This is a genomic window from Sorangiineae bacterium MSr11954 (assembly GCA_037157815.1).
GTDB lineage: Bacteria > Myxococcota_A > Polyangia > Polyangiales > Polyangiaceae > Pendulispora > Pendulispora albinea.
The window spans coordinates 8,136,357-8,161,958 of record CP089984.1 but is presented as its reverse complement, the minus strand read 5'-3'; the positions used below and the strand labels follow the sequence as shown (position 1 = coordinate 8,161,958).

Here is a 25,602-nt window from a genome sequence, read left to right as displayed (position 1 = left end):
CGAGCAACCCGAAGGACACTCCGGTCCGACGCGTCGCGGGGCTCTTTCCGAGGCCCGCGGCGCGGCGCGGCCGACTTTCCACGCGGCTTCGCGTAGCATGGGAGCACGATGCGCGTGCTCCTCGTCTCCGCCAACCGCGAGAAGCTCCCCTCGGCCGTCGTGCCGCTCGGCGTCCTCTCGGTGGCGGCGGCCGTGCGCGAGGCGCACGACGTCGAGGTGCTGGATCTGTGCTTCGAAGACGATCCGCTGGCGGTCCTCGAGAAGACCATCGCCGCCGTTCGTCCCGACGTCGTCGGCTTGGGCCTGCGCAACCTGCACGACAACACCTACGCGGGCAGCGAGCCGCTCCTCGCTTACTACGAAGACGTGGCCGCGTGCATCCGTCGCGCCACGCGGGCGCCCTTCGTCCTCGGGGGCTCGGCCGTGACCTTGCGCCCCACGCAGCTCATGGAGCGGCTCGGCGCCACCCACGCCGTGGTCGGGGAAGGGGAGCGCACCTTTCGCGCCTTGCTCGACGCGTTCGCGCGCGGCGAGCGCCCCGATCCCATCGTCACGTCGGACGTGATCCGCGCGCAGTCGTCGCCCGGAAAATATGTGCAAATTGCACGTAAAGGCGCGGGCGCCTACGAGCTCGACGATCTCCCGCGGCCCGCGCGCGATCTGGTCGATCCGCGCTACATCGCGCTCGACGGCACCGCCTCCTTGCAGACGAAGCGCGGCTGCGCGTTCCAGTGCACGTACTGCGACTACCCGGATCTGGAGGGCCGCAAGGTGCGCGTGCGCGCGCCCGAGTCGGTGGTGGACGAGATGGAGGCGCTGGCCGCCTCGGGTCAGGTGTCGCACGCCTTCGTGGTCGACAGCGTCTTCAACGTGCCGCGCTCGCACGCGCTCGCCGTGTGCCGCGCCAAGATCGCGCGAAACGTCGCGCTCCCGTGGGTCTGCTACGTCTCACCCGCGTCGCTCGACGACGAGCTGGTGGAGTCGATGGCGCGCGCCGGCTGCGTCGGCGCCGAGATCGGGACCGACTCGGGCTCGGCGCGCGTGCTGGAGCGCCTCCGCAAGCCGTTTACGTTGGACCAGGTGCGCAGGGTGCGCGCGGCGTTTCGAGCGCACGGGATCGCGGACTGCCACACCTTCGTTTTGGGGGCCGAAGGCGAGACCGCCGCCGAGGCGGAGCGCACCTTGGCGTTCGTGGAGGAGCTCGATCCCGACGTGGCCGTGTTCATCGCCTATATGGAGGACCGGGAGAGCCATGGCGTGGGCCGCGCCGAGCACCGACAAGCGCTGCTCGACCTCCTCGCGCGCGAGGCGCCGAAGCGCGCCGGGTGGATCGTGCCCGAGCTCGGGATCCGCTTTGGCGCCAAGGTGTCGGCCTTTCTCCAGAAGGCGCGCCTGCGCGGGCCGGGCTGGGTCCATCTGGCGCGTGCGCGCCGCGGTGCGCTCTCGCGTTGAACGGAACGCGGCGAGCGGTCACCCGGTGAGCCGTTGGGGCGGACGTCAATCCGCCGAGAGCGTCTTCAAGTATTCGATGGTGGCGAGACGATCCGCGGGCGGAAGATTGGAGAGAAAGGGGTGGCCGTCGGTACGGAACCCCGGAAGATCGCCGTTGTACAGGTACTCGCCGGGCTTGAGGGGGCGGGCGGGGCGGCCGCGCGGCACGATCTCGTGACGAACGCCCACGCGCTCGAGATCGTAGAGGCCGCGCGTATCGACGATGAATTGGCGCGGGCGTTCATCCGGCCGCGTGGCCATCGCCTCGAGGCTGGGCCACTGTCCGGCGTGACCGAAGACGCCGCGAGCCCACACGTCGATGAGCACCGGCGGCACGTAACCGTTCGTATTTCGCACCCGCGTGTAACCGCGCGTCATCTCGAAACGGTTGGCCGCCTCCACGAAGTCGGCCGTGACGGCTTTGACGCGCGCAGGATCGGTGCCGATCACGTCCAGCGGGATCACGCGCTCGCGGTAGCTCACTCGGACGTCGTCGCCATGATCGACATAGAAGCCGTGGCACTCGGCGCAGCGTGCTTCGAACACACCTTTGCCCCGGCGGGCGAGCGCCTCGTCGACGGGTTTTGGGAACGGGAGCTTGCGGGTGAAGCTCTTCAGGTAAAGGTACATGCTCGTCGCGATGTGCGGGTGCGAGAGGTACCACTCGGCGCGCGTGCCGAAGAGGAAGTCCGCCTCCAAGACCAGCGCCTGCGGCGAGCCGTATCCGGATGCGTCGTAGGAAAATGTTTCGCGGAATGGGAAGCCTCGCACATCGGGCGTCTTGACCCAGCCGATGGTGCTGGGGAGCACGATGGTCTGGTTTTGCCGTTCGCCGAGGGCGAACGCGAAGCTCTCGATGGTGGCCGTGCGCCCCGGGAGCGCATCGTCGACCTGCTTGGCCCATGCTGCCCGTCTCGCCGAGCCGCTCTTGAAGGCCGCGAGGGTCGCATCGACGATCGGCCGCCGCATCACCTCGGGCCATGCGACATTCCATGCCGCCGCGCGCTGCGTGGCGAGCGCCGTCAGACGGGCCGGATCGAGCCCCGGATCCGTCCCGATGCGAACGAGCGCCGCCCCGTACGCGTGGGGCCGTACGCTCTTGTTGCCCATGCCTGGCACGATGCGGTCCCCGCCCGGAAGGCGGATGCGCTCCGCATGGCAAAATTGGCAATTGGCAACCAACCATGGAACGTTCGTTTTCGGGTCGACGGTGAGGTGAAACCCAATGGGCAGCACGCGCGGATCGCCCTTTGCTTCGGGATCGGAAATCATCCCGAACTTCTCCGCAAACGCATTCCAGTCGCGGCCGAGCTCTCCGGGATAAGCCTCCATCAGGGCCAGAAACAGCGGATAGGCCATGCCCGTGGCATAAGGATCGCCGCCGCCCAGGCGAAGAAAATAGTCCGCGCCCGCCTCTGCTGAAATCGGCCGATCGCCGTACTCTTCGGGCGACGACATCGGTCCGGACTCCGGCGTGCGGCTTTCACCGTCCGGTACACGAGAGCCCGACTTCGGCGCGCATCCGGCGATCGCGCAAAGCGCGATGATCACCAAAATCACTTGCGTCACGATCGTCCCCTCGTTGTCGTGCGCGCATCGAGGCTCGACCGAGTTTTCATCGATTCGAGAACGAATGCGCTTACCCATCGCTCTGCATACCATGAGTTCGGAACGTCGGGCATGTGGCTCCATTGCGCGCTGGAGGTGTGCGTGCAAGCATCCACTGTCCATTTCGAAATTCATGGAGGTCTCGATGGGCAATCTGCAAAGCGAGATTGAGCGCAACGTCAGCCAAGTGTTGCGTAGCGCGGCCAGCCAGTACGGCAGCGCCGTCATGCAATACGCCAACGCCCTCTCCTCGTATGGCAAGGGCGAGATCGACGCGGCGCAGGTGGCGGAAACAACGCTCAAATTGGTCGCAAGCGAGTCACGCCAGGCCATCGAGCTCGGCATCGGCCTCGCGTCGGCCTATGCCAAGTGGGCAGTGTCGCTCGTGGGGATCAATGATCTGAAGGTCGAGACGCGCACCGTGAGCCCGCCCGGCGAGAGGGGCGAGGGCAACGAGCCAAAAGCATGATCGATGCCGCTGCGGTGGCCATCGCCCAAGCCACCGACGCTACCGCGGCCGACCCTTCCGCTCTGCTGAGCTGCGCGCTCGACGCCATCGGCTTCGAGACGCTGGGCTTCGAGACACTGGGCTTCGAGACGCTGGGCTTCGAAACACAATCGGCATCGAGCGATCCGAGCCGGCGCGCGCTGGTGCTGGTGGACCTCGGCGCCTTCGAGAGCCATTCGCCGGTGCTGCCGAGCCGCGCGCTGGTCGAGCAGGTGATCGATCGCCTGGGTGACATGGGGTGGCAGCACATCGCGCTCGCATCGTCCCCGGATGACTCCAGCACCTGGGCCGAGAATCGCGCCGTACCGGTGCTGGCCGACTTGTTCGGCTACACCTACGAAACCGCACGCGGCACGCCCTACGACATCCTCGACTTGTCGGAGGATCTGGTCGATGGAGGCTTCGACCACACCACGCCCTTTGCGGGCGGCATGCTCTCGCGCGCCTGGCGCGACGCGGGCCTGCGCCTCGTCGTCGCCAAGGCGAGCACCGATCAGCACGACACCTTGACCCTCGCGGCGCACACGCTCCGTCGCGCTTGGCCAGCGGCCGAACCCGAGCGCATGTTCCCGCAGGCCGCGGACGCCGCACGGGCGTTGTCGCTCCTGCTCGACCGCGCACCGCTTGGCCTTTGCATCGTCGACTTGTGCGGCGTGGCGCATGGTTCGGGCGGCCGGAACGCCCCGCGGCGCGCCCCGTCCGCGGCGGTGGTGGTCGGGCGCGATCTCGTGACGGTGGACGCGGCGGCCGCCTCCAAAATGGGCGCCGATCCGGGTTGCTCCCCGCTATGGTCCGCGCTGCGTGCGCTGCGCGGCGGCGGCGTGCCCCGGCCGATCCGGGGCAACCTCGTGCCGTTACCAGGTATCGAGCTGCCCGATCCGCTGCTCGTGAACGCGACGCGCGCACGCGACCGCTCGCCGACCTTCCGCCGCTTGCTGTCGCCGTGGCTGCAGCGGGTCGACACGGCATCGTTCCCGCTCCAGCACCCGATCGACGCGCGGCTGCAAGCTCGGATCGCACCGCGCCTCGGCGCGCTCGACACCGACGAGACCATGCGGGCGGCGATCGTCGCGCTGAACCACGTGTGCGTGGCGATCGACTTTGCGCTCGATGCCTGGCGTATCAACTACGACAAGGACCAAGTCGGGCGAAGGCTCGCCGGCATATCGCCCGAGACCCTCGCCTGCACGGAGGCCGACTACCAGGCGATGGTCTCTGAAATGCAGGCCCTCGAGGCTTGGCTCGACACCAGCCTGCCACCGACGGACGACAACGCCGCGCTGCGGTGGCGGAAGCTCGATGGTGCGGTGGTGTTCTGCTGCACCCGGGAGATCGCCGTACCGCTGGAGGAGTTTCGGGCCAAGGTCGATATCTCGCGCGTGATTCAATCGATGAGTGACTACCTCGGCGGCAGCATCGTCGTGCTGCAGCGCGACGAGCAGGGCCGGCCGATCCGCCAGGCGGAGCGCAACCTCTACTTACCGCAGCCCAACTATCTGGCGTGGTGGGGCAGCAAGCCGATCGACGTAGCCAAGATCGAGTCCATCGAGCATGCGGCCGACCACCAGCGCATGTTCTGGAAGACCATCCTTTCGGAGAACGGCTCGGCGATCCGTGACGACGGCATCGTAACGTTCGCCGCTGCGGGCGAAGGGATCACCCGCGTGACCATTTTTGGCTGCCAGCACTTCCCGCTCCCGCCGATGCTCGAAGCGCTGCGCCCGGGCCTCCGGCCGGATCTCGAGTCCCACCTGATCGACCACGCCTACGGGACCTTCTTCTCGCGGACCTTCGCGGCCTTCGAGGCTCTGCTCGAAGGGCGCGACATCGCCATCGGCCGCGCGCCTCCCGATCCGGCTCTCCCCTTGGCGACCACCACGCGGCCCATCGAGGCGCTCGCCGCCACCGCCACGCGGCTGGCCGAAGCAATCGTCCCGCTGGTCAAGGAGCTCCTGTTCGATGTGTCGCGGTCGCGCCTCGCGCCGGGCGACCCCGCGGCGTCTGCAGGAACCTTGGACACGGACGGCTTCCTCCATTTCCAGGCACCACCCGCCGCGCCGCCCCACGTCAACGCGATGAGCCCCGCGACCACGGTGTGGGGCCGATGGTTCGACGGCGCGCTCGAGGCGCTTCTGCGCGATCTCGCCGTCTCGCGGCAGCAGCACGATCCATGGGCGAGGGGCGAGCGGGCATGAAGGTGCTGGTCACGGGCGCAAACGGGCTGGTTGGCGCAAACCTCGTGCGCGAGCTTCTGCACCGGAATGTCGACGTCCACGCCATGGTGCGCGCCACCAGCCGGCTCGAAGCTTTGCAGGGCACGGCGGCTCCGCGCGTGCTGGGTGATGTCCTGCAATCCCCCGACCTACTGGCTCGTCCAATGCGAGGCTGCGAGATCGTCTTCCACGCCGCCGCCCACTTCACGTACGACCGTGTGAGCGACGACGCGCTCGTTCGCACGTCCGTGACCGGAACGCAGAACGTGCTGCGCGCGGCCGCCATGGCCGGTGTGCGGCGGGTCGTGGTCACCTCGTCGTCGGTGATCTTCGGCTCGTCACCGACGCCCCGGTGGCTCGACGAGACCGCGCCGCGCGGTGCCGTGTCCGCCGACGGCTTCGTGGAGCCGGTCTATGTAGCGTCCAAAGTGCAGCAGGATGTCGCGGCGGCGGAGCTGGCGCGCGAGCTAGGCTTGGAGATCGTGTTCACCTGTCCGACCATGTGCGTTGGCCCGTACGGCACCGTGCTCGGCCCCTCGAATGGCGTGATCGTGGCCTACCTATCCGATCCGCTGCGCATGACCTACCCCGGCGGCTGCAACATCGTCTCGGTGCGTGACGTCGCCGCCGGCCACTGGCTCGCGGCCACCCGCGGTACGGCGGGCGAACACTACCTGCTCGGCGGCGAGAACCTGCAGTGGGAGCAAATCCACGCGCTCGTGGCCGGATTGTGCGGCGCGGACCCGCCGCGCACCCGCATCAACCACACCTTGGCCTTTGCCGCCGCGGGTTTTGAAGAGCTCCGCGCTCGGTTCGAGCGGCGCGCGGCGCTGACGACCCGCCAGCAGGCGCGGCTCGTCGGCCGTTATTATTGGTATTCGCACGCCAAAGCTGCGGCCATGGGCTACGCGCCGCGGACTGCACGTGCCGCGCTCGCGGAGGCCTGCGCATGGCTCGCCGGAAGCGAGCACGTGTCGCGGGAGTTGCGGAGCACCTTGCGCCTCCACGCGGAGGTGCACGCGGCACGGCGAGCGCTTGGCGCGTGGGATCGGAGCGAGGCACGATGAAGGAGTTCCGAAGCTTTACGATGATCCGCGAGCCCGTCGACACCGTGTGGACCACGATGCGCGACCGTCTGTCCGCGGTGGCCGCGACCATGGACGATCTCCACGGCATCGAGGAGCTCGAGCGCACCCTCGACCCCGATGGCGCGCGACTTCTCAACCGCTGGATCGCGAGCCAGAAGGTCCCGGCGCTTCTGCGCGACGCGCTCGGCAGCGAAACCATCAGCTGGCTCGACCGGGCGCGATGGCACGATGCCCAGCGCCTTTGCGAATGGACGATCGAGCCCTCGTTGCTGCACGACCACGTCGCTTGCGGCGGCCGTACGCGCTACGAGAGCGCCATGGCCGGACGCGGGACGCGCGTCAGCTTCGAAGGTTATTTCGAGCTCCGGCCAGGCTTCGGCGGCGTGCTGTCGCCCGCGCTCGAACCGGTGCTGGCGAGCTTCGTGGAGTCGATGGTCAGCACCCTCATCCCGAGAAACCTCACCCGCGCCATCGTGGCCGCGGGCGAGCTGATCGCCGCGGATCGCAAGCGCTAGCCGACCAGATACCCGTGGTGGAATCCAAGCCGCGGATCGGCCAACTCCGGCATCCAGGCGAAGTATTCACGGATCTCCGGCATGCGCACGCGCAACCGCACGGTGGCGGACGGGTAGTCGTAGACCGTGATGTGATTGAGCCCGCGGTTGGCGGTGAAGAGCAGCGACTGATCCTTCGACAGCTGACACGCGTACACCGAGTCGAGCAACGCGAAGCGCGAAACCCGCAGCGCACCGAGCATGCGGTGGGTGCTGGTGAACATGCTCCCGCGCGCGAGCACGTCGAACACCTGGGTGGCCACCTCGCGCGGCCGGTCCATCTGGGCTTGCAGATCCGGCTTCTCGTCGATGAAGCGGTATTTGGCGAAGCTCTCGAGATCGATGCACATGATGGTCTGGCTGCCCCCGTTGCAGAAGATCAGCTCGCGATCGGACAGGCAGATGTCGGAGTTGATATGAGCCGGCACTTCACGCCCGGCGCTCCAGTGGCGCAGCACCCGGGCGCTCGGCGCATCGATCTCGAAGGCGTACTCCTTCAAGTACGCCATGGCCCACTCGTGCCAGTCCACGTGCTCCTGCGGCATGACGCGAAAGGAGACGGCGTAAAAAACGTCGCGCGTGGGATGCGCCACCACGTGCCAGCACGTGGCCGGCAGCGGCACGACGCGCATTTGCATCGTCTCCACATCGAGGATGCCCACATGACGGGCTTCGCCTGCGGCGCCGTCCGCCGGGTTATCCATCGAGCCGACGGCGACATAGCGCCCCGAGGCGGTCCGTTTCATGGCATGCGGGAGCTTCAGGCGATGATCCGCCAGGCGCGTGCCCTGCTCCAGCGCATCGACGGAACAGCGATAGAAGCCGGTGCCGATGGCCGTGATGAACTCGCGGTCCGACGTCCAAACCAGGTGCGTCGAGCCTTGCAGCGACGAGCCCGGGTTCTCGTAGCGCAGTGTCGACACCCGGCCAATCTCCTCGAGGGTGCGGGCGTCGTACAGCAGGAGGTGTTGGCCCGCGTTCCCAAGAAAGCCAACGGTGGCACCCGGATTGACCGACACCGCGTGGCCCGCCGCGATACCGTCGTAGTACCGGATTTTGTAGGCGTAGGCATGATCGGCCGGGTCGTACAGGAAGAGGCACACCCCCGCCATGCCTTCGAGCCCGTTGACGCCGTTTCCGTCGAGCGCGACGTAGAAGCGATAAGGATAGCTATCGAACGACCGCACAATAAGTACGTATCGGTTCGCGCAGTGCCTATGTTGCTATAAGTCTCATTTTTATTAAAATTGTGAGGCCGACATCGTGGGGGCGGTCGCCCCTAGGAATAACGAAGCACCGATTCACGCGAGCGCGTGGCTTCGCACGAAGTCGAGGAAGGCGCGCAGCGCGGGTGGCGTTTGCCTCCGGCTCGGATAATACAGGTAAAAGCCCGGGAATGTGGGCGACCACGCTTCCAGGATGCGCGTTAGCTTTCCGCGATCGATCCACCTCTGGGCCCTGGGGTCGATGACATATGCGATGCCCACGCCTTGCAGCGCGGCACGGAGCACGAGATCCCAATCGTCGAGGACGAGCGGCCCTTTGACCGCGACCTCGACGCTCTTCTTTCCTTGCTCGAACTCCCAACGGTACAGCGTTCGATTCGTCGGGAAGCGCGCGTTGATGCAGCGGTGCTGGTGCAGATCGCGAGGCGTCTTCGGCGTTCCATACCGGGCCAGATACGAGGGCGTCGCGACCACCAGGCTGGTCATGTCGCCGCTCAATTTCACGGCGACCATGTCCTTTTCGAGCCGCTCGCCCAGGCGAATGCCCGCGTCGAAGCCGCCCTCCACGATATCCGCGAGCGTATCGTCCACCGTGACGTCGAGCACGATCTCCGGGTGCGCTCGGTAAAAGCGACCCAGCAAGGGCCCCAGGAAGCGAATGGCCGCCATCCGCGCGGCGTTGATGCGCACGGTGCCCGCAGGCCGGTCGCGAAACGCCGTGACATCGGCCACCGCCGCGTCGAGCTCGTCGAGCACCGGCCGAAGCCTCGCGAGCAGCTGGGCCCCCGCCTCGCTGGCGGCGACGCTGCGCGTGGTGCGATTCAAGAGGCGCACCCCCAGCCGCTCCTCCAGCCCGCGGATGGTCTGGCTGAGCGCCGAGGGCGACACGCGCAAATGTGCGGCGGCGCGCGCGAAGCTTCCGTGCGCCGCGATGGTGGCAAAGGCGTTCAGCTCGGCAAATTCGCTTCCGCGCATTATGTACCCTCAGCTTAATAGGCTCATTCGATTGTGTGCGATTCTGAAAAGAGCGGAAAGGTCGCATCTTCCACGGTGCGGGCAGGACGAGGTGCCTGCCGCATGCGAGGACATGCACCATGACCACATCTGCTTCTTCCGCCGTTTCCCTCGACACGTACCGCCTGCTCGGCCGCTCGGGGCTCCGCGTTTCCCCGCTCGCGCTGGGCGGCATGACCTTCGGCACCGACTGGGGGTGGGGCGCGGACCGCGATGAGACGCGCCGCATCTTCGACACGTACGTCGACCGCGGTGGAAACTTCATCGACACGGCGAACTTCTACACGGGCGGCACATCGGAGAAGCTCATTGGCGAGTTTGCTCAGGGCAAGCGCGATGGGCTGGTGATCGCCACCAAGTATACGCTCACCATGCAGCCCGGCGATCCCAACTCGGGCGGCAACCACCGCAAGAGCATGGTGCGCTCCGTCGAGGCGAGCCTCTCGCGGCTCGGCACGAGCTACATCGATCTCCTCTACCTCCACGCGTGGGACGGCACCACCCCGCCCGAGGAAATTCTCCGCGCGCTCGACGATCTGGTGCGCGCCGGAAAGGTGCTCTACGCCGGCATCTCCGACACGCCCGCGTGGCAGATCGCGCGCATGCAGACCCTGGCCGATCTGCGCGGCTGGTCGCCGTTCGTCGCGCTGCAGATCGAGTACAGCCTCGCGCAGCGCACGGTGGAGCGCGAGCTTTTGCCGATGGCCAAAGAGCTGGGCCTCGGCGTGGTGCCCTTCTTCGCCCTCGCCAGCGGCGTCTTGACCGGCAAGTACTCCAAGGCCGACTTGGAGGACACCCCCGGCCCGGCGAACCCCGTTGGAACGCGCAAGAACGTCGCCGCCGTCAACGGTGTGCTCACGGCGCGCAACCTGGAGATCGCCGAGGTCGTCCAGTCCGTGGCGCGCGAGATGGATAAGACGCCCGCCCAAGTCGCCCTCGCGTGGACCTTGCTCCACCCGGCCGTGACATCGCCCATCGTGGGCGCCCGCACCGTGCGGCAGCTCGAGGACAACCTCGGCGCGCTCGACGTGACATTTACCCCCGAGCAGCGCGCGCGGCTCGAGGCGGCCACCGCCATCGAGCTCGGCGTGCCCCACGATATGCTGGCGCGCGAAATCACGAACAACGTGATTTTCGGCGGCGCCACCATCGTGAAACGCACGTAATTTGCCCTCGCCGGCATGTGTGCGTACATGTAGGACATGTCGGGCGTGCTTCGTCGAGATTTGGCTGGGGTCGCGATGCTGGGGCTCCTTTTTTGGGCGCCGGGGCCCGCGCGGGCGGCTTACCGCGAGGCACACGCCACGGCGCACGACATGCGCGCGCGCATCGATGACGCGGGCATGGCGCAGATGGAGCACGCCATCACGTACCGCGTGGTATCGGGCACGCTCACGAGCTTCGACTTGGCCGGCATCGAGCCCCATGTCGCGGTCGAGTCCGAGGCGGTGGTCACCGCGGAGGATGGGCGTTCGTTCGCAGGGCAGGTGACGTTGCAGCCGCCCGCGGGCGACGATCGCGATGCCTCGCTGCACGTGGAGATGCTCGATAAAAAGGCCCTTCGCCGCGGCACCTACGTGGTCAAGGTGCGCTACCGGCTGGATCTCGTGGCCGAGAAGGCGATCAGCAAGGATCTGGCGCTCTGGCGCATCGCATGGACCTCGCCTTCGCTTCCGGAGGGCATCGACGGCGAGCGCATGGTCTTCGATCTTCCGTCGGCCCCGACGGAGCCTCGCCCGTGGCGCGCCGATGGGGCAGGGGGCGATGGCGTCGTCTCCACCTTGCGGCGCTCGTCCGATCGCGACGAGCTCGAAATCGTGCGCCCGCACGTGGCCCGCGGCGAGCGCGTCACCTGGGGGGCGCGCGTCGATCCCAAGGCCTTTCCCGCCGTGCACGCGCCGGAGCTGCGCCCGCCGGCCGCAGCGTCGGCCCCTGCGGAAGGCAAGCTCCACGAGGGCCTGCGCACGGCGTTCGCCGCCCTGATCGGCGTTTTGTTCGCGGCGGCCGTCGCGAAGAAGAACAAGCACGCGTCCGCGCTCTACGCGCGCGAAAAAGTCGCGGCGCGTCCGCTCATGCCGCTCGCGCCGGCCTTTCGCATCGCGGCATCCGGCGGGGCCGCCGCCACCAGCATTGCGCTCCAGCTCGCGGGATACGCCACATGGAGCGGCGTCTTTCTCGCGGGCGCCATGTTCGCCGCCGCCTACCGCGCGCCGCGCGTGATCCTGCGCCCGCGCGGCCCGGGGAGCTGGTCGACGGTGCGCGAGCGCGAGGCGTTTGCGTCGCCTCCGCGCGAGGGCGACGCGTTCGATGCCTCGACCCGCTCCGGAAAGATCGCCGCGGCGCTGGTGCTCGCCGTGGCCGTGGGCGCCGCCGTCCTGGTGCAGCGCTATGTGGGCCGCGCCGCGAGCTACTTGGTGCTGCTCGACGCGCTGATGCTGATCCCGCTGTTCTTCACGGGCACGCGCGCCCAGCTTCCACCGCCGCTGCCGCAAGCCTCCGCGCCGTGGCTCAAGTCGCTCTTCAACGCCATGAAGAAGCACGTCTCCGCGCTTCGGGTGGTCGCGTGGGCCAGGCACCCGGTGGGCAGCGAGGACCACGACGAGCTGCGTCTGCTCGTCCTGCCGCGCGCCTCCATGCCCGGCGTCATCGGCATCGAAATCGGCGCCACCTGGCCCGGCGTCCCCGACGGTCCCTACTTGGCGCCCGAGGTGCTCGTCCGCGTCCACGATGCCAGCGCCGCTGCCGCCAAGCTGCTCGCCCTCGCCCCTCATGAGCGCCCGCTCCCCGGCCGCCGCCTCCACGAACGCGTCGTCCGCCTGGTCCCCGAAATTCCGACCCTCGCGGCCACGCGCACCCTGGTGCTCTCCCTCGTCACCGCCTTCGTGGATCGGCGCACCGCCTCTTCGAAAACGGCGTGGGAAGGCACCGAGCGCCGTCTGCCTCCGGCGCAGCGCGCGCAAGCCGTGCAAGGCTCGTCCGGGCACCCGGCTTAAGGCGCCGGGGCGTCGAGCGGCAGCGCGCGGGTGGCGGGTGCGTTCGGGCCCGCGGTGGTAAGCTTCGAGGATGAACCGCGCAAAGGTGTATGGATACGATCCTTCCGCACCGAACGATTCGGAGGTGGAAGCGGCTTTCCAGTCCGCGCCGCCGGAGATGGTCGCGGAAATTTTGGACGGCGAGCTCTTCCTGCAGCCGCGTCCACGGCCGAAGCATTCGCTGGCGGCATCCAATCTCCTTACAGAGCTAAACAGTAAGTTCAACCTTGGTGGCCCTCGTGGCCCCGACAGTTGGATCTTCCTCATCGAGCCCGAGCTTCACCTCGGACCCAAACCCGACAAGGTGGTTCCGGATTTGGCGGGCTGGCACCGCGACCGCTTTCCAAGCTCCGCCCTCGCGAAGCACGCCCCCGTTGGCATCACCGTCCGCCCCGACTGGCTTTGCGAAGTCATTTCACCTTCGACCGAACGCCGTGATCGCGGAAAGAAGATGCGCATCTACCGCCGCGAAGGCGTCGGCCACGCCTGGCTCGTAAACCCCGAGGCGCAGACCTTGGAAGTGTACCGCCTCGAGCGCGAGCGCTGGTACTTCGTCGACACCTACGAAGGCGACGACGAAGTACACGCCGAGCCGTTCGAGGCCATGCCACTCCCCCTCGGCACCCTCTGGCGCATGTAGACGGAGCGGGCGCTGCGCCTTACGCGCCCTTCCGATGCCGGATCCGGTCGAGCCCCACCGCCACGACGATGATGACGCCCGTCAGGATCTCCTGCACCCAGTTGGGCAGCCCCACGTGCGTACAGCCCGTCTTGATGATCGTCATCAAGAGCGCGCCGAGCACCGATCCGAGGACCGAGCCCTCGCCGCCCGAGAGCGAGCCCCCGCCGATGACCACGGCCGCGATCACGTCGAGCTCCAGCCCCACGGAGTCGGTGGGATCGCCCACCGTCAGCCGTGAAAACTCGAGCACCCCGGCCCACCCCACGAGCACCCCGGCCAGCGCAAACACGCCGAACTTCACCTTGGCCACATCGATGCCGCAGAGCCGCGCCGCCGGCTCGCTCGAGCCCACCGCAAAGACGTAGCGGCCGGCCTGCGTCGTTCGCAACAGGACGGCCACCACCACCGCCAGGAGCACCGTGATCCAGACGCCGGTGGGCAAGAGCATCCACTCGCGCCCATCGGGCAGCGGCGCGAGGAGCGACTCGAGGCCGTGCGGCTCGGCGTCGATCTTTTGCTCGTCGGCCAGACCTTTGCAGAGACCGCGCAGAAGGCTCATCGTCCCCAAGGTGGCGATGAACGGCACGAACTTGAGGTAGCCGACCAGCAAACCGTTGATCGCACCGCACGCCGCCGCGGTGGCGATGCCCACCAAGGCCGCCACCCACGGGCCTTGCCCGGCGCGCAAACAGAGCGCCACCGACACCGTCGTCAGCGCCACCGCCGAGCCCACCGACAGATCGATGCCGCCCAGCACGATGATCATGGTCATGCCCACCGCGGCGATGCCGACCACCGTCGTTTGGCGGAGCATGGTGACCACGGTGGAGGTGCTCGCGAACGTCTCGTGCGCGAGGATCGCAAAGAGCGCGAACAGCAGCGCGACCGCCAAAAGCGGTCCAATCCACGGTGCGCGAAGCTTCGGAAGTGCAAGGCTCTTGGACATCGATGTCATCTGCTCCTAATTCGCTCCGGTGGCTGCGGCGAGAAGCGTGTGCTCCGTCCACGCGGAGACGGGCCGGATTTCGCCGAGGCGGCCGCGGTACATCACGCCGATGCGATCGCACACCGCGATCAGATCGGGCAGGTGGCTCGATACGAGGAGGACCGCCTTCCCCGAAGCGGCCAGGGCCCGGATGTGCCCTTCGATTTGCGTCTTGCTGTTGATGTCGACCCCGCGGGTCGGCTCGTCGAGCAAGAAGAGATCGGCGCCTTGGTGGAGGAGCCGCGCCAGCGCGATCTTCTGCTGGTTGCCGCCCGAGAGATCGCGCACCGGCTGCCCCGCGTCGCGATGCCGCACCTTGAGCAAATCGGTCCACTTCTTCGCGCTCGCGTGCTGCGCCCCTTCGCTCACGAACCCCTTGGGCCCCAAGCCGGAGAGCCGCGACATGGTGAGGTTGTCGGCGATGCTCATGCCCAGCAAGAGCCCCTCGCCCTTGCGGTCCTCGCTCAAAAATCCGACCCCCTGCGCGATGCGCTTGGCCGGCGAGGCCCCGCTCATCGCCACCGACCCCGCCACCTTGATCGTGCCGCGCACCACCGGATCGAGCCCGAAGATCATGCGAAGAAGCTCCGTGCGCCCCGCGCCCAAGAGCCCCGCGATGCCCACGATCTCGCCGCGATGCACGGTGAGCGAGGCCGACGCAGGCTTGACCGTCCCCGTCACGTCCTCCACCACCAACACCGGCTCCCGCGTCCCCGAGACCGTCCCCGCGCCCGCGTCGCGAAACGGAGCCGCGCCGCCGCCGCCGCCCGTCACCTGCGGCGCCTGTGCCGCGCCCTCCTCCGTCCCGGCGCGATCTCCGCCGCTCATCGCCAAGACGAGCTTCTTCGCGTCCGTCTCCGCGATGGCCCCCTTGGCCGCCACTTGCCCATCGCGCAGCACCGTGTACACGTCGCACACGCGCATGATCTCTTCGAGAAAGTGCGAAATGTAGACGATGGCCAGCGAACGCCGTTTGAGCTCCCGCAGGAGCACGAACAGCCGATCCACGTCGCCCGCCGCCAGGGAGCTGGTCGGCTCGTCGAGCAACAGAACGCGGCACTGCGGGACGGCCAGCGCCCGCGCGATCTCCACCAGCTGCCGATCCGCCGGCGAAAGATCGGCCGCGCGCGCGTCGAGCGAAATGGAGCCCTCGGCGCCGGTGACGGCTCGAATGGCCTTTGCCGCCTTTGCCCGCATCTCCTCGCGCCGCAAGAACCCGAAGCGCGCGGGCTCGATGCCCAGCATCACATTTTCGCCCACCGTCATATGCCCGCAGAGCGAGAGCTCCTGGTGCACCAAGAGCACGCCCTCGTGGCGCGCCTCGCGTGGGCCGTTGGGCCGATAGGGCGAGCCATCGAAGGCCATCGAGCCGGCGTCGGCTTGGGCGGAGCCCGACAGGATGCTCATCAAGGTCGACTTGCCGGCCCCGTTTTCCCCCATCAGCGCATGAATCTCACCCGAGCGAACCTCCAGGTCCACGCCGCGCAATGCCAGCGTGGCCCCGAAGGTTTTCTGCAGGCCTCGCGCGACGAGCGTCGTCACTCCCGTCACTCTTGCAGCCACGTCTTGAGGTCGGGGTGAACGACCTCCTGCATGTCCGGCGAATCCATGTTCGCCTTGGTGATGAACGCCGCCCCGGTGTCCACCCGCTTTTCGATGGGCTCCCCGCGCAGGTGCTTGGCCATGGTCTTGATCGACAGGTACCCCATTCGGAACGGGTTCTGCAGAAGGAGCCCGTCGATGTGCCCATCTTTGAGACCGGCGAGGAGCTTGTCCGATCCATCGAAGCCCACGAATTTGATCTTCCCCGCCAGGTTCGCCTTGCGCAGCGCCAGCAGCATGCCGAACGTGCTCGACTCGTTGGGCGTGAAGATCCCTTGAATGTTCCCGGCGGCCGCCTTTTGCGCGGCGAGCAGGTTTTCGCTGGCCGAGAACGCCGACTCCGTGGTGGCGCCCGCGTAGCGGTTTTCGCTCACCACCTCGATGCCCTTGGCCTCCTTGACCGCCTCCAGGAAGCCTTGCTCGCGCTTGGCCGTGCTGGCGGAGCCCTCTTGGTAGCGGAGCACGATGATCTTCCCCTTGCCATTGAGGAGCTTCACCATGTTCTCGCCCGCAATTTTCCCCGCGGCGAGGTTGTCGGTCGCCACGAAGCTGATTTGCTGATCGCTGGCCAAGTCGGAGTCGAAGACCAACACCGGCACCTTGGCCGCCGTGGCCTGGGTCACCGAGTTGACCAGCGCCTTGTCGCTGAGCGGCGCCACGGTGATGCCGCTCACCTTTTGCGACGTGAAGCTCTCCACCACGTCGATCTGGCCTTTGAGATCGTCTTCCTTCAGCGGCCCTTTCCAGACGATGTCGACCTTCTCCTCTTTGGAGGCCTTCACCGCGCCCGCATGGACCGACTTCCAGAACTCGTGCGTCGTGCCCTTTGGAATGACCGCGATGGTGGTCTTCTTGGTGGCCGCCGCCGCCGCGGTTCCTTCTTTTTCGCTCGCGTTCGAGCCGCCGCTCGCACCACCGTTGCTTCCCCCCTTGTCACAGGCCGACGCTCCCAGGGCGGCGAATACACCGAGAGGAAGCAGCGCCATCGCCGCCGTGAGACGGACGAACTTTGTCCCGAGCTTCTGTCGCTGTCGCACGTCACGACCTCCTACTTGAAATGATCCGATGTTTCAAAGGATGTTCGATGATCACGCGGGCGCGCCCGACATGAGCGATCGGTAGTGCATCTGATGCTTATACATAGCCAGAAAAACCTGGTACTTGCGATCATGAAAGTCGCGCACCCCGCCTTTTTTGCTGGGCGTGATCACGGTCCCTGCGCCGCTCATCGCACCCATGGCGGATACAATGCTCCGATGATCTCCGGATGAGACCGCCCCCAGAATGGCGGCGCCGAGGAGCACGGCCTCGGGCTCTTTGGGCAGGACGACGTTGCATTGCGTTGCGTCAGCGTGTTCCCGAAGGAAGATCGGGTTCTTTGTCCCACCCCCGCATGCAACCAATGTCCGGATTGCATATCCGGATTGACTCATTGCGTCGATGATATGACGCGTGCCGTAAGCGATGCCTTGAATCGTTGCAAGGTACAAGCGAGCGAGGGAGTCGGCCCCATCGTCCAACTTGAGCCCGGAAACCATCCCGCGGGCCGTGGGATCGGCGCGCGGTGAGCGATTGCCATGATGATCGGGCAATACGTGAAGATCCCGTACGAGCTCCCCAGTGAATTCCAATTTGTGTGCATCTGCAAGGCTGGCGAGCCGCTCGCCGAGGAGGGTCTCGATCCGAACGCCGCGCCGGTTTCCTTCCTCGCGGAGCTCCGCGGCGCGCGCGTGCGAGCCGATGGTGAAGTCGATGAGCGCGCCGGTGGCCGATTGTCCACCTTCGCTGAGCCAAAGGCCCGGCACCATCGCCGATTCGTACGGCCCCCACACGCCTTGGACGAAGCGCGCCTCGCGCGATACGGCCATATGGCAGCTCGAGGTCCCACCGATGAGCGCCAGCCGCGTTTGCAATTCGGCCTCATCGGGGACGGCGCCGTCGATGGCCATCCCCAGGGTTCCGAGCCCCCCCGCGTGCGCATCGATGATGCCCACGCCCACCGGGGTGCCGGGCAAGAGCCCCAGATCGTTCGCCGCCCCCTCGGTGAGCACCCCCACGAACTCGCCCATCGGCCGCACCCGCGTGCCGATGCGCGCATACCCCTCGTCCACCAACGCACCGAGCCCGATGCTCCGGAAATACTCCGCGTCCCAGCCCCCGTTGCGCGCGACGTACGTCCACTTGCACGTGGTGGTGCAGAGCGAGCGCGTATCGTTTCCGGTGGCGCGGTAGGTCAGATAGTCGGGTAAGTCCAGAAAGCGCGCCGCCCGCTTCCAGGTCTGCGGCGCGTGCTCCGCCAGCCAGAGGAGCTTGGGCGTCTGCATTTCCGGCGAGATGACCCCGCCCACATAGCGCAGCACCTCGTGGCCCTGCGCGTTGATCCTCCCCGCTTGCTCCACCGCGCGATGATCCATCCACACGATGACGTTCTGCGCATCGCGCCCCGTAGGGCTCACGCTCACCGGCTCGTCGTTCTCGCCGAGGACCGCCATCGAGCACGTGGCGTCGAAGCCGATGCCGCGGACCTGCGAGGGCGCGATCTTTCCTTCGGCCAGCGCCTTGCGAACGGCCTCGCCGCACGCGCGCCAGATGTCCTCCGAGGACTGCTCGACGAAGTCCTCCGCCGGGCGAAACATCTCGATGGGGCTGGTCCCCATCCCGAGCATGGTGCCGCGGGCATCGAAGAGCGCGGCGCGCGCGCTACCGGTGCCGACGTCGATGCCGAGGTAGCACTTCCGATCCGAATCGGTGCTGCTCATGGCTCAGGCTCCCGTCAGGATGCGCACGCGAAAGCCGAGCTCCTGCGAGAGCGCCACCATCTCGTCGAAGATGTCGCCGTAGGCCACCGCCACGTGGTTCGAGAGGTAGTGCGCCATCAAGGTCTCTTGCGAGATGCCCATGTCGGCCGCCATGAAGGGCCACTGCCGCGTGGTCCCCTCCCACCAGGCGTCGCGCACGGCCGGGGGCAGCTTCACCACCTCGCCGCGACCCACGTCCATCCAGAGCACGTCGTCTTTGATGTAGGCCCGCGCCCAGGTCATCTCTCCGGGGAGGCTCTCCCCCGCGAAGCTGCCGCCCGGGGTGGGGAAGTAGAGCGAAGGCTGACGGTACGAGTGCACGCCGGAGAGCGTGTCGGGATCGTGGTTGAACGCGTACGCTCCGCACGAGCCCGAGTTGAGGAGCACCCAGAGGAAGCGCCCATCGTGCTCGGCGCCCCAGCGCACGTCGTGGAACATGACCGCTTGATGAAGCCCCTTGTCGCGAAGGAGGCGCTTCATCATTTCCATGGGCACCAAGTTGCCTTGATCGGCCTCGGTGGCGCAGGCGATGGTGTCGCCGTTCGACTCCGGACGGCAGCTCGAGTTGAAGAGCCCCTCGGCCAGATCCGACGGAGGCCGCAGCGGGATGAGCCCCAGCTGGTACTGCCACCCCAAGCCATCGGCCTTGAACTCGTTCACCAAATCGAGCACCACCAGGTAGTCGCGCAGCTGCTCGCGCGTGGCCCGCTCGTCGAAGTCCTCGGCGCCCTTCTCGCCCCAGTGGAACGTGATGCCCTTCTCCTTCACGAAGGCGAGCGCCCGATCGATGCGCGCCTCTTCGATGCGGCGGCCGCGGTCGATGATCCACGCTTGGTCGATCTTGTGCTCGGCGAACCCCACGCCGTGGAGAAAGCGCGGGCCGAAGTAGCCGTTGATCATGCCCATCGATGTGTCGCCCAGCATCAGAAAGAGCGGGCGGCGCTTCTTGATCCCCGACGCGACGCGGCGCGCGCGCGCAAAGGCATCCGCGGACACCGGTGCGCTGTAGGCCACCTGTTCTTCGCCGTATCGGATCTTTCCCGTTTCACACCACTCGGCGAGGCGGTCCATGAAGAGCGGGTCCTTGCTGAAGTCGGGCGAGGAGGTCCAGACCCGGGAAAAGGGCCGGTTCAGGCTCTCGAGACAGGCGCCTGTGTTGAGCAGACCCACCAAACCGGGCCATTGACCCGAGAAATTGCTTGCAAGGAGCAGCGGATTGTCGTTTCCGGTGACCCCGTCGCACGTGTGCGGACCGTAAAACCAGTGCACGCAGACGCCGATCATGGGGTCCGCGAGGGGGGATAATTTTTCGATGGACTCATGGGGCTTCGAGAGGAAGCCCTCCACGCGGTAAGGTTGCCGCCCAAGCTTTTTTAGCGCCGTCTCGAGCTGGACGGTCGCTTCGGTGATATTTGGCAGGGCGAGCTCGTTCGGCTTCTGCCGTGCATCGCCTGGCCAGAAAAGAGCGATCTTTTTCGTCATGGGAGCAAGGGTAGCCGATCCCGAAGCGCTCGTTACTGTGTACAAGTTTCCCGTTTGCCGTATTAGCCTCGTGCTCCCGACGGCGCCCTCATGGATCCCCTACAGCCCTCCCATCTCCTTTGCGTCTACGCCGAGCCCCTCGCGGCCGGGCGACGCGTGCTCGTGGTGGGCGACTGCACCCAAGACTTGGGTGCGCGCCTCCTGGAGCTCGGCGCACGCCTCGTTCATGTCTACGACCCCGACGGTGAGCGCGTTCGCCGCGCGCCGCCCGAGCGCAACGTGGTCTTTCGCCACCTGCGCGACGACGAGCTCGATGTGCGCGACGGCGCCTTCGATCTGGTGCTCGTGCCGGACGTGGCCATCTTGCCCGATCCCACGGCCCTCGTAGCCCGCCTTCGCCGCGTGGTCGACGCCGATGGCGCGGTGCTCGTCGCCGCGCGCAACCCCGAGTCGTGGGACGCGCCATCTGCGCCATCCACGCCATCTGGCGCGGGTGGCGCCGCCGCGCCGCGCGTCATCGACTACTACGAGCTGTACGACATCGTGTCGCTGCAGTTCGCGTGCGTGCGGATGATCGGGCAGGTGCCCTTCTTCGGCGCCGCCATCGCCGAGCTGGGGGAGTCGGAAGACGAGCCCGACGTGAGCGTGCACACCGAGCTGGTCACCGAGGGCGAGCCGCCCGAGTACTTCATCGCGCTCGCCAGCCACTCGGACAGCATCCGCCTCGCGCCCTATGCCATCGTGCAGCTGCCGCGCGACGCGGTGTCGCTGTCGCTCGGCTCCACGCAAGAGGGCGTGGGCGCCGCCGATCGCGCCGTGTTGGTGGAGGCGACCGCGCGCGTCAATGCCCTGGAGGCGGAGCTCGACGAGCATCGCACCGAGCTCGCGCGCCTGGGCGCCGAGGCGGCGAACGCGCAGCGGCTGCCGGATCTGGAGCAGGCGCTGTTCGATGCGCAGAACCGCATCCAGCTGCTCGAGGTGGACATCGACCGAAGGCGCGAGCACGCCGTGGCGCTCGAGGAGGCCGTGCGCCTCGCCGAAGACGCCGTGTCGATCCTCGAGAACCGCACGCGCGAGGCCGAGGAGTCCTCGCTGGTGCGCGCGCAGCAAAGCGTCTCGGTGCTGGCCGAGGTGGAGTCGCTCAAGGCGGCCCTCGCCGCGGAGCGCGCGGCGCGCGAGAGCGACCGGGCCGCGCTCGCGACGGAGCGCGCGGGTCGCGAGAGCGATCGGGCGGCCTTCGCGGCCGAGCGCGCGGCCCACGAGCAACGGGCGCTGCTGGACTCCGAGGAGGTCGACCGCCTGCTTCTGCAGATTGGCGAGCACGAGGAGAAGAACACTCTGCTCGAGCGCGAATTTTCCCAGATGGCGGAAGCCCACACGACCGAGCTGGAGGCGCTCGAGGGCCGCTTGGTGGAGAGGGGACATCGCATCGCCGAGCTGGAGCGCGAGCTCGGGCGCCGCGAGCGCATCACCCTATCGCTCGTCACCGAGCTGGAGGAGCGCGTTGCGTCGGAGACCTCGGGACGCGACCTCGGCCCCGGCGAGCCGGAGATCGCGGGACGTGACCTCGGCTCCGGCGGGCCGGAGACCTCGGGTGACGTCGGCGAACGTACGTCGGCGGGTGCGGGTGAAACCCTGCAGCGCGAGGATGCCGAGCTGCTCGCCAAGATGGAGGTCCTCGTCCAGGAAAAGGATGTCCTTGCGAAGGAAAATGCAGCGTGGAGCGCCAAACTCGATGAGATGGCCATCGATGCGGCGCGACGGGAAGGCGAGCTCCACGCCCGCACCTGGCGCATTGCCGAGCTCCAAGGGGAGCTGACGCGCACCACATACCGATCGATTGACTTGGAGCGCCTGGCTCGGCTCGAAGACGAGCTCGATATTTTGCGTCGGGCCATCGCGCAGGAGCACGAGGCGCGGCAGCGGGCCGAATCGGGGGAGGAGCTCATGAAAGCGCGAGCCGAGCTCCAACGGCAGGCGGTCCTCCTCGAACAACTGTCTCGCGAGCTCGATGCGCGTGATCGCGCACATGCAGTTCAGGACTCGCGCGAAGCGCCTTGAGTGACTATGGTCCCCAAAGTTCCCGTTTGGAGGACCCCCTTTCATCCATATTCGTTGACAAGAAACTCGTGCGACTTAACTTGCCGCAGCGAGCTATTACCCAGCAAATCATTGCTTTAGGCCCCATTGGGTGACATGTCGAAGCGGTGCTATTACGAAGTTCTAGGGGTTTCGAAGGATGCATCTGCCGACGAACTGCGTCGCGCCTACAAGAAGGAGGCGTTGAAGCATCATCCGGATCGCAACCAAGGTAATCCCCGCGCCGAGGCCCTCTTTAAAGAGGTCAACGAGGCTTACCAAGTCCTTTCGGACGAGCAGAAGCGCCGCATCTACGACCAGTTCGGTTTCGCTGGGCTCGAGGGCGGTGGTCCCGCGAGCCCAGGTGACATGGGCGATGTCTTCTCGCACATGCAGGACTTGTTCACCGAGATGTTCTCGGGCGGCGGGCCCTTTGGCTTTGGCGGCAACCGTCAGCCCCGTCGCGGGGGCGATCTTCGCGTTCAGCAGCGACTCACCCTGCGCGAGGCGGCCTTTGGTTGCAAGCGCGAGGTCGTCGTTCACGCACCTTCCCGGTGTGACGATTGCGGCGGGAGCGGTGGTGCAGCCGGCTCCAAGCCCGAAACGTGCAGCGGGTGCCGCGGCACCGGCCAAGTGTCGACCGCGCGGGGCTTCGTCATGTTCACCGCGCCGTGCGCGCGTTGCCAAGGCCGCGGGCAGGTCATTCGCAATGTCTGCAAGACTTGCAAAGGCGAGGGCATGGTCGCCAAGCCGCGCAAGGTCACCGTCAATTTTCCGGCCGGCATCGACTCGGGCCAGCGGCTTCGCGTGCAAGGGCAGGGGATGCCCGGGCCGGGCAATGTCCCGGCGGGCGATCTCTATGTCGAGATCGATGTCGAAGACGATCCGCGCTTCGAGCGCGACGGCACCGATCTGGTCACGCGCGTCAACGTGGGCTTCGTCGAAGCCGCCCTCGGCGCCGACGTGATGGTTCCATCCATCGGCCCCGAAACGGACAGCGCCGACGACACCGGTCCGGCGTCGGCCAAGTCGACCCTTACGGTCACCATCCCCGCGGGCACCCAGTCGGGTGCTGTGTTTACGCTCAAAGGACAGGGCATTCCGAGGCTCGATGGGCGAGGGCGTGGGTGCCTCATCGTGGTCGTTCAGGTGCAGGTGCCGACGGCGCTCACCGCGCGGGCGCGTGAGCTGCTCGAGTTGCTCGACGAGGAGCTCCGGGTGGGTGCGGATGCAGATGCCGAAGGCGTATCGCGCCGGCGCGTTGCCGCGTCGAAGTGAGTAGCCTGCCCCCGCCCGGGCCGTCTCGCGCTCCCGAGACCCCCGAGAAGGACGGGAAAAAGGATTACGATTTCGAGCGCCTAAGGGCGAAGCTGGCCGCGACGCCCACGGTGAGGGCCACGGGGCGGGTGCTGGGGGTCACGGGGCTGGCGCTGCGGTTTACGTTGCCCGGGGTCCGCGTGGGCGACGTGGTGGAGGTGCGGAGACGCGGTGCGCCATTGCCTTGCGAGGTGGTCGGCTTTGCCGAGGGCGAAGTGATCGCGATGCCCCTTGGAGCGCTCACCGGTGTCGGACCCGACGACGAAGTGGAGGCGACCGGGCTCGTGTCCGGGGTGCGCGCGCACCCGTCGCTGCTCGGTCGCGTGGTCGATGGCTTGGGGCGCCCGCTCGATGGCGGCGATGCGATCCCGGGCGACGAATGGATCCCGGTGGATCGCGATCCACCTCCGGCGCTCGAGCGACGGCGGGTGCATGTGCCCATCCCCACGGGCGTGCGCGTCCTCGATGGCTTGCTCACCCTTGGCGAGGGGCAGCGCATGGGGCTCTTTGCCGGCTCGGGGGTCGGCAAGAGCGCGCTGCTCGGGGCGGTCGCGCGCGGCGCGGCGGCCGATGTGGTGGTCGTCGGATTGGTGGGCGAGCGCGGCCGCGAGGTCGGTGAGTTCCTCGACCACGCTCTCGGCGACGAGGGGCGCGCGCGCAGCGTCGTGGTGGTCGCCACCAGCGACGTCTCGGCCCTCGAGCGCCTTCGCTCCGCGCAAGTGGCCACGGCGTACGCCGAGTACTTTCGCGATCAGGGCGCGCGCGTCATGCTCCTCGTCGACTCCATCACCCGCTTTGCGCGCGCGCAGCGCGAGGTGGGGCTCGCGGCCGGTGAGCCCCCCGCCCGGCGCGGCTATCCGCCCAGCGTCTTTGCCATGCTCCCGCGCCTCCTCGAGCGGGCCGGCCAAGCCGCGCGCGGCTCGATCACGGCCATCTACACCATCCTGGTCGAGGGGGGCGACATGGACGAGCCCATCGCCGACGAGGCGCGCGGCATCCTCGACGGTCACGTCGTGCTCGATCGCACCATCGCAGCCCGCGGGCATTATCCTGCGGTCGACGTCACGGGCTCCCTCTCGCGCGTGATGGATAGCATCGTCACCCCCGAGCACCGCGACGCAGCACGACGCCTGCGCGCCATGGTGGCGGTGCACGAGGCCAAGCGCGATCTGGTTACGCTCGGCGCCTACGCCAAGGGAACCGATCGCGAGCTCGACGAGGCGCTCCTGCACATGCCGCGCATCGAGCAATTTTTGAAGCAGGATCCGAGGGAAAAAACGCCCTTCGAGGACACGCTCACCCGCCTGCGCCGCGCTGTCCTTGGCTGACCATCGCCCGGTGAGGGGTATAGTAGGTGCGTGGCGCACGTTCGCAGCAGCGCGATTCGAGCTCGGCTCGACTGGGTCCGGGTCCATCACGGACAGGCCCGAGTCGAAGAGGTCATCGGCGCGCTCGACCGTCACGAGCTGGCGATCCGAGGCGCGGCCTCCCCGAACCTCTGGATCCCCTTCGACGCCTATGTGGCGCTGAACACCGAGATCGATCGCCGCTTCGGCATCGGCGATCTCTCCCTCTGCCGGGTGCTCGGCCGCTACACCGCGGAGGTCAATCTGCCGACCCTTTACCGCATCTTCTACAAGATCGGCACGCCGACCTACATCTTGTCCAAGGTGAGCGCCGTCTGGTCCGCGCACTACGACTCCGGCATCGCATCGAGCCGGCCCGTACCGGACGGCGTCATCATTCGGGTCGAGAGCTTCGCCACGCCGCACCGATGCATGTGCCTCTCCGTGCTCGGCTGGCTGGAACAAACCGTCACCATCGCCGGCGCCGAGTTGATCGACGCGCGCGAGGTCATGTGCCGCTTGCGCGACGGCAACGCCTGCGAGTTCCGGCTGCTCTACCGCGAACCGTGACGAACGT

20 protein-coding genes are annotated in these 25,602 nt (G+C 67.5%); 12 read left to right on the top strand and 8 right to left on the bottom strand.

The window, feature by feature from the left end:
• The first annotated feature begins 108 nt into the window (after positions 1–108).
• Complete coding sequence (locus tag LZC94_31590; GenBank protein ID WXB12380.1) at positions 109–1,452, top strand: cobalamin-dependent protein; 1,344 nt, start codon at positions 109–111, stop codon at positions 1,450–1,452.
• A gap of 45 nt (positions 1,453–1,497) precedes the next feature.
• Here LZC94_31590 and LZC94_31585 read toward each other — a convergent pair whose 3' ends face one another.
• On the bottom strand, positions 1,498–3,060 hold the full coding sequence (locus LZC94_31585; protein ID WXB12379.1) for a hypothetical protein: 1,563 nt from the start codon (positions 3,058–3,060) through the stop codon (positions 1,498–1,500).
• Positions 3,061–3,244: 184 nt separating this feature from the next.
• Between LZC94_31585 and LZC94_31580 the strand changes: the two genes are divergently transcribed.
• Genes LZC94_31580 through LZC94_31565 form a run of 4 tightly spaced genes read left to right on the top strand, consistent with a single transcriptional unit; the run spans position 3,245 to position 7,423 of the window.
• Positions 3,245–3,568: a hypothetical protein gene (locus tag LZC94_31580; GenBank protein WXB12378.1), complete on the top strand. Its 324-nt coding sequence runs from the start codon at positions 3,245–3,247 to the stop codon at positions 3,566–3,568.
• Entirely contained in the window at positions 3,565–5,802 is a 2,238-nt protein-coding gene (locus LZC94_31575) for a DUF362 domain-containing protein (protein ID WXB12377.1), read from the top strand. The genes LZC94_31580 and LZC94_31575 overlap by 4 nt, the downstream gene beginning before the upstream one ends.
• The gene (locus LZC94_31570) at positions 5,778–6,887 is read left to right on the top strand and encodes an NAD-dependent epimerase/dehydratase family protein (GenBank protein ID WXB12376.1); all 1,110 of its coding nucleotides are present in this window, start codon (positions 5,778–5,780) and stop codon (positions 6,885–6,887) included. Before LZC94_31575 ends, LZC94_31570 begins: the two co-directional genes overlap by 25 nt.
• Positions 6,884–7,423 (top strand): hypothetical protein, encoded by a 540-nt coding sequence (locus tag LZC94_31565; protein WXB12375.1) that lies wholly within the window; start codon positions 6,884–6,886, stop codon positions 7,421–7,423. Before LZC94_31570 ends, LZC94_31565 begins: the two co-directional genes overlap by 4 nt.
• Here LZC94_31565 and LZC94_31560 read toward each other — a convergent pair.
• Positions 7,420–8,649 (bottom strand): hypothetical protein, encoded by a 1,230-nt coding sequence (locus LZC94_31560; protein WXB12374.1) that lies wholly within the window; start codon positions 8,647–8,649, stop codon positions 7,420–7,422. The genes LZC94_31565 and LZC94_31560 overlap by 4 nt on opposite strands.
• Positions 8,650–8,763: 114 nt before the next feature.
• Positions 8,764–9,663, bottom strand: a complete 900-nt coding sequence (locus tag LZC94_31555) for a LysR family transcriptional regulator (GenBank protein WXB12373.1) — start codon at positions 9,661–9,663, stop codon at positions 8,764–8,766.
• Between the two features lie 119 nt (positions 9,664–9,782).
• On the opposite strand from LZC94_31555, the gene LZC94_31550 reads away from it, so the two are divergent.
• The 3 genes from LZC94_31550 (at position 9,783) to LZC94_31540 (ending at position 13,374) form a co-directional block, all read left to right on the top strand.
• Complete coding sequence (locus LZC94_31550) at positions 9,783–10,868, top strand: aldo/keto reductase (protein WXB12372.1); 1,086 nt, start codon at positions 9,783–9,785, stop codon at positions 10,866–10,868.
• A gap of 45 nt (positions 10,869–10,913) precedes the next feature.
• A complete protein-coding gene (locus tag LZC94_31545; GenBank protein WXB12371.1) occupies positions 10,914–12,695 on the top strand; it encodes a hypothetical protein in 1,782 nt (593 codons plus the stop codon).
• A gap of 70 nt (positions 12,696–12,765) precedes the next feature.
• A complete protein-coding gene (locus LZC94_31540; GenBank protein ID WXB12370.1) occupies positions 12,766–13,374 on the top strand; it encodes a Uma2 family endonuclease in 609 nt (202 codons plus the stop codon).
• A gap of 19 nt (positions 13,375–13,393) precedes the next feature.
• Here the strand turns inward: LZC94_31540 and LZC94_31535 are convergent, their stop codons facing one another.
• From LZC94_31535 to LZC94_31515, 5 genes are read right to left on the bottom strand one after another with little or no spacing between them, the layout of a single operon-like run.
• Positions 13,394–14,362: an ABC transporter permease gene (locus LZC94_31535; protein ID WXB12369.1), complete on the bottom strand. Its 969-nt coding sequence runs from the start codon at positions 14,360–14,362 to the stop codon at positions 13,394–13,396.
• 15 nt (positions 14,363–14,377) lie between these two features.
• Positions 14,378–15,943, bottom strand: a complete 1,566-nt coding sequence (locus LZC94_31530; GenBank protein WXB12368.1) for a sugar ABC transporter ATP-binding protein — start codon at positions 15,941–15,943, stop codon at positions 14,378–14,380.
• Positions 15,944–15,948: 5 nt separating this feature from the next.
• Positions 15,949–17,040 carry a substrate-binding domain-containing protein gene (locus LZC94_31525; GenBank protein WXB12367.1) on the bottom strand — a complete coding sequence of 364 codons (1,092 nt, stop codon included), beginning with the start codon at positions 17,038–17,040 and terminating at the stop codon, positions 15,949–15,951.
• 51 nt (positions 17,041–17,091) lie between these two features.
• On the bottom strand, positions 17,092–18,762 hold the full coding sequence (locus tag LZC94_31520) for an FGGY-family carbohydrate kinase (GenBank protein WXB12366.1): 1,671 nt from the start codon (positions 18,760–18,762) through the stop codon (positions 17,092–17,094).
• A 3-nt stretch (positions 18,763–18,765) separates the two neighbouring features.
• Positions 18,766–20,283: a hypothetical protein gene (locus tag LZC94_31515; protein WXB12365.1), complete on the bottom strand. Its 1,518-nt coding sequence runs from the start codon at positions 20,281–20,283 to the stop codon at positions 18,766–18,768.
• A 90-nt stretch (positions 20,284–20,373) separates the two neighbouring features.
• On the opposite strand from LZC94_31515, the gene LZC94_31510 reads away from it, so the two are divergent.
• The 4 genes from LZC94_31510 (at position 20,374) to LZC94_31495 (ending at position 25,595) form a co-directional block, all read left to right on the top strand.
• Entirely contained in the window at positions 20,374–22,344 is a 1,971-nt protein-coding gene (locus tag LZC94_31510; protein WXB12364.1) for a hypothetical protein, read from the top strand.
• A gap of 135 nt (positions 22,345–22,479) precedes the next feature.
• A complete protein-coding gene (gene dnaJ, locus LZC94_31505; GenBank protein WXB12363.1) occupies positions 22,480–23,640 on the top strand; it encodes a molecular chaperone DnaJ in 1,161 nt (386 codons plus the stop codon).
• Positions 23,641–23,732: 92 nt separating this feature from the next.
• Entirely contained in the window at positions 23,733–25,007 is a 1,275-nt protein-coding gene (locus LZC94_31500; GenBank protein ID WXB20277.1) for a FliI/YscN family ATPase, read from the top strand.
• A 30-nt stretch (positions 25,008–25,037) separates the two neighbouring features.
• Complete coding sequence (locus LZC94_31495; GenBank protein WXB12362.1) at positions 25,038–25,595, top strand: hypothetical protein; 558 nt, start codon at positions 25,038–25,040, stop codon at positions 25,593–25,595.
• Positions 25,596–25,602: the final 7 nt, after the last annotated feature.

Coding starts and splice junctions, on each gene's coding strand:
- LZC94_31590 (WXB12380.1), top strand. CDS start 109: ATGCGCGTGCTCCTCGTCTCCGCCAACCGCGAGAAGCTCCCCTCGGCC.
- LZC94_31580 (WXB12378.1), top strand. CDS start 3,245: ATGGGCAATCTGCAAAGCGAGATTGAGCGCAACGTCAGCCAAGTGTTG.
- LZC94_31575 (WXB12377.1), top strand. CDS start 3,565: ATGATCGATGCCGCTGCGGTGGCCATCGCCCAAGCCACCGACGCTACC.
- LZC94_31570 (WXB12376.1), top strand. CDS start 5,778: ATGGGCGAGGGGCGAGCGGGCATGAAGGTGCTGGTCACGGGCGCAAAC.
- LZC94_31565 (WXB12375.1), top strand. CDS start 6,884: ATGAAGGAGTTCCGAAGCTTTACGATGATCCGCGAGCCCGTCGACACC.
- LZC94_31555 (WXB12373.1), bottom strand. CDS start 9,663: ATGCGCGGAAGCGAATTTGCCGAGCTGAACGCCTTTGCCACCATCGCG.
- LZC94_31550 (WXB12372.1), top strand. CDS start 9,783: ATGACCACATCTGCTTCTTCCGCCGTTTCCCTCGACACGTACCGCCTG.
- LZC94_31540 (WXB12370.1), top strand. CDS start 12,766: ATGAACCGCGCAAAGGTGTATGGATACGATCCTTCCGCACCGAACGAT.
- LZC94_31535 (WXB12369.1), bottom strand. CDS start 14,362: ATGTCCAAGAGCCTTGCACTTCCGAAGCTTCGCGCACCGTGGATTGGA.
- LZC94_31520 (WXB12366.1), bottom strand. CDS start 18,762: ATGAGCAGCACCGATTCGGATCGGAAGTGCTACCTCGGCATCGACGTC.
- LZC94_31515 (WXB12365.1), bottom strand. CDS start 20,283: ATGACGAAAAAGATCGCTCTTTTCTGGCCAGGCGATGCACGGCAGAAG.
- LZC94_31510 (WXB12364.1), top strand. CDS start 20,374: ATGGATCCCCTACAGCCCTCCCATCTCCTTTGCGTCTACGCCGAGCCC.
- dnaJ (WXB12363.1), top strand. CDS start 22,480: ATGTCGAAGCGGTGCTATTACGAAGTTCTAGGGGTTTCGAAGGATGCA.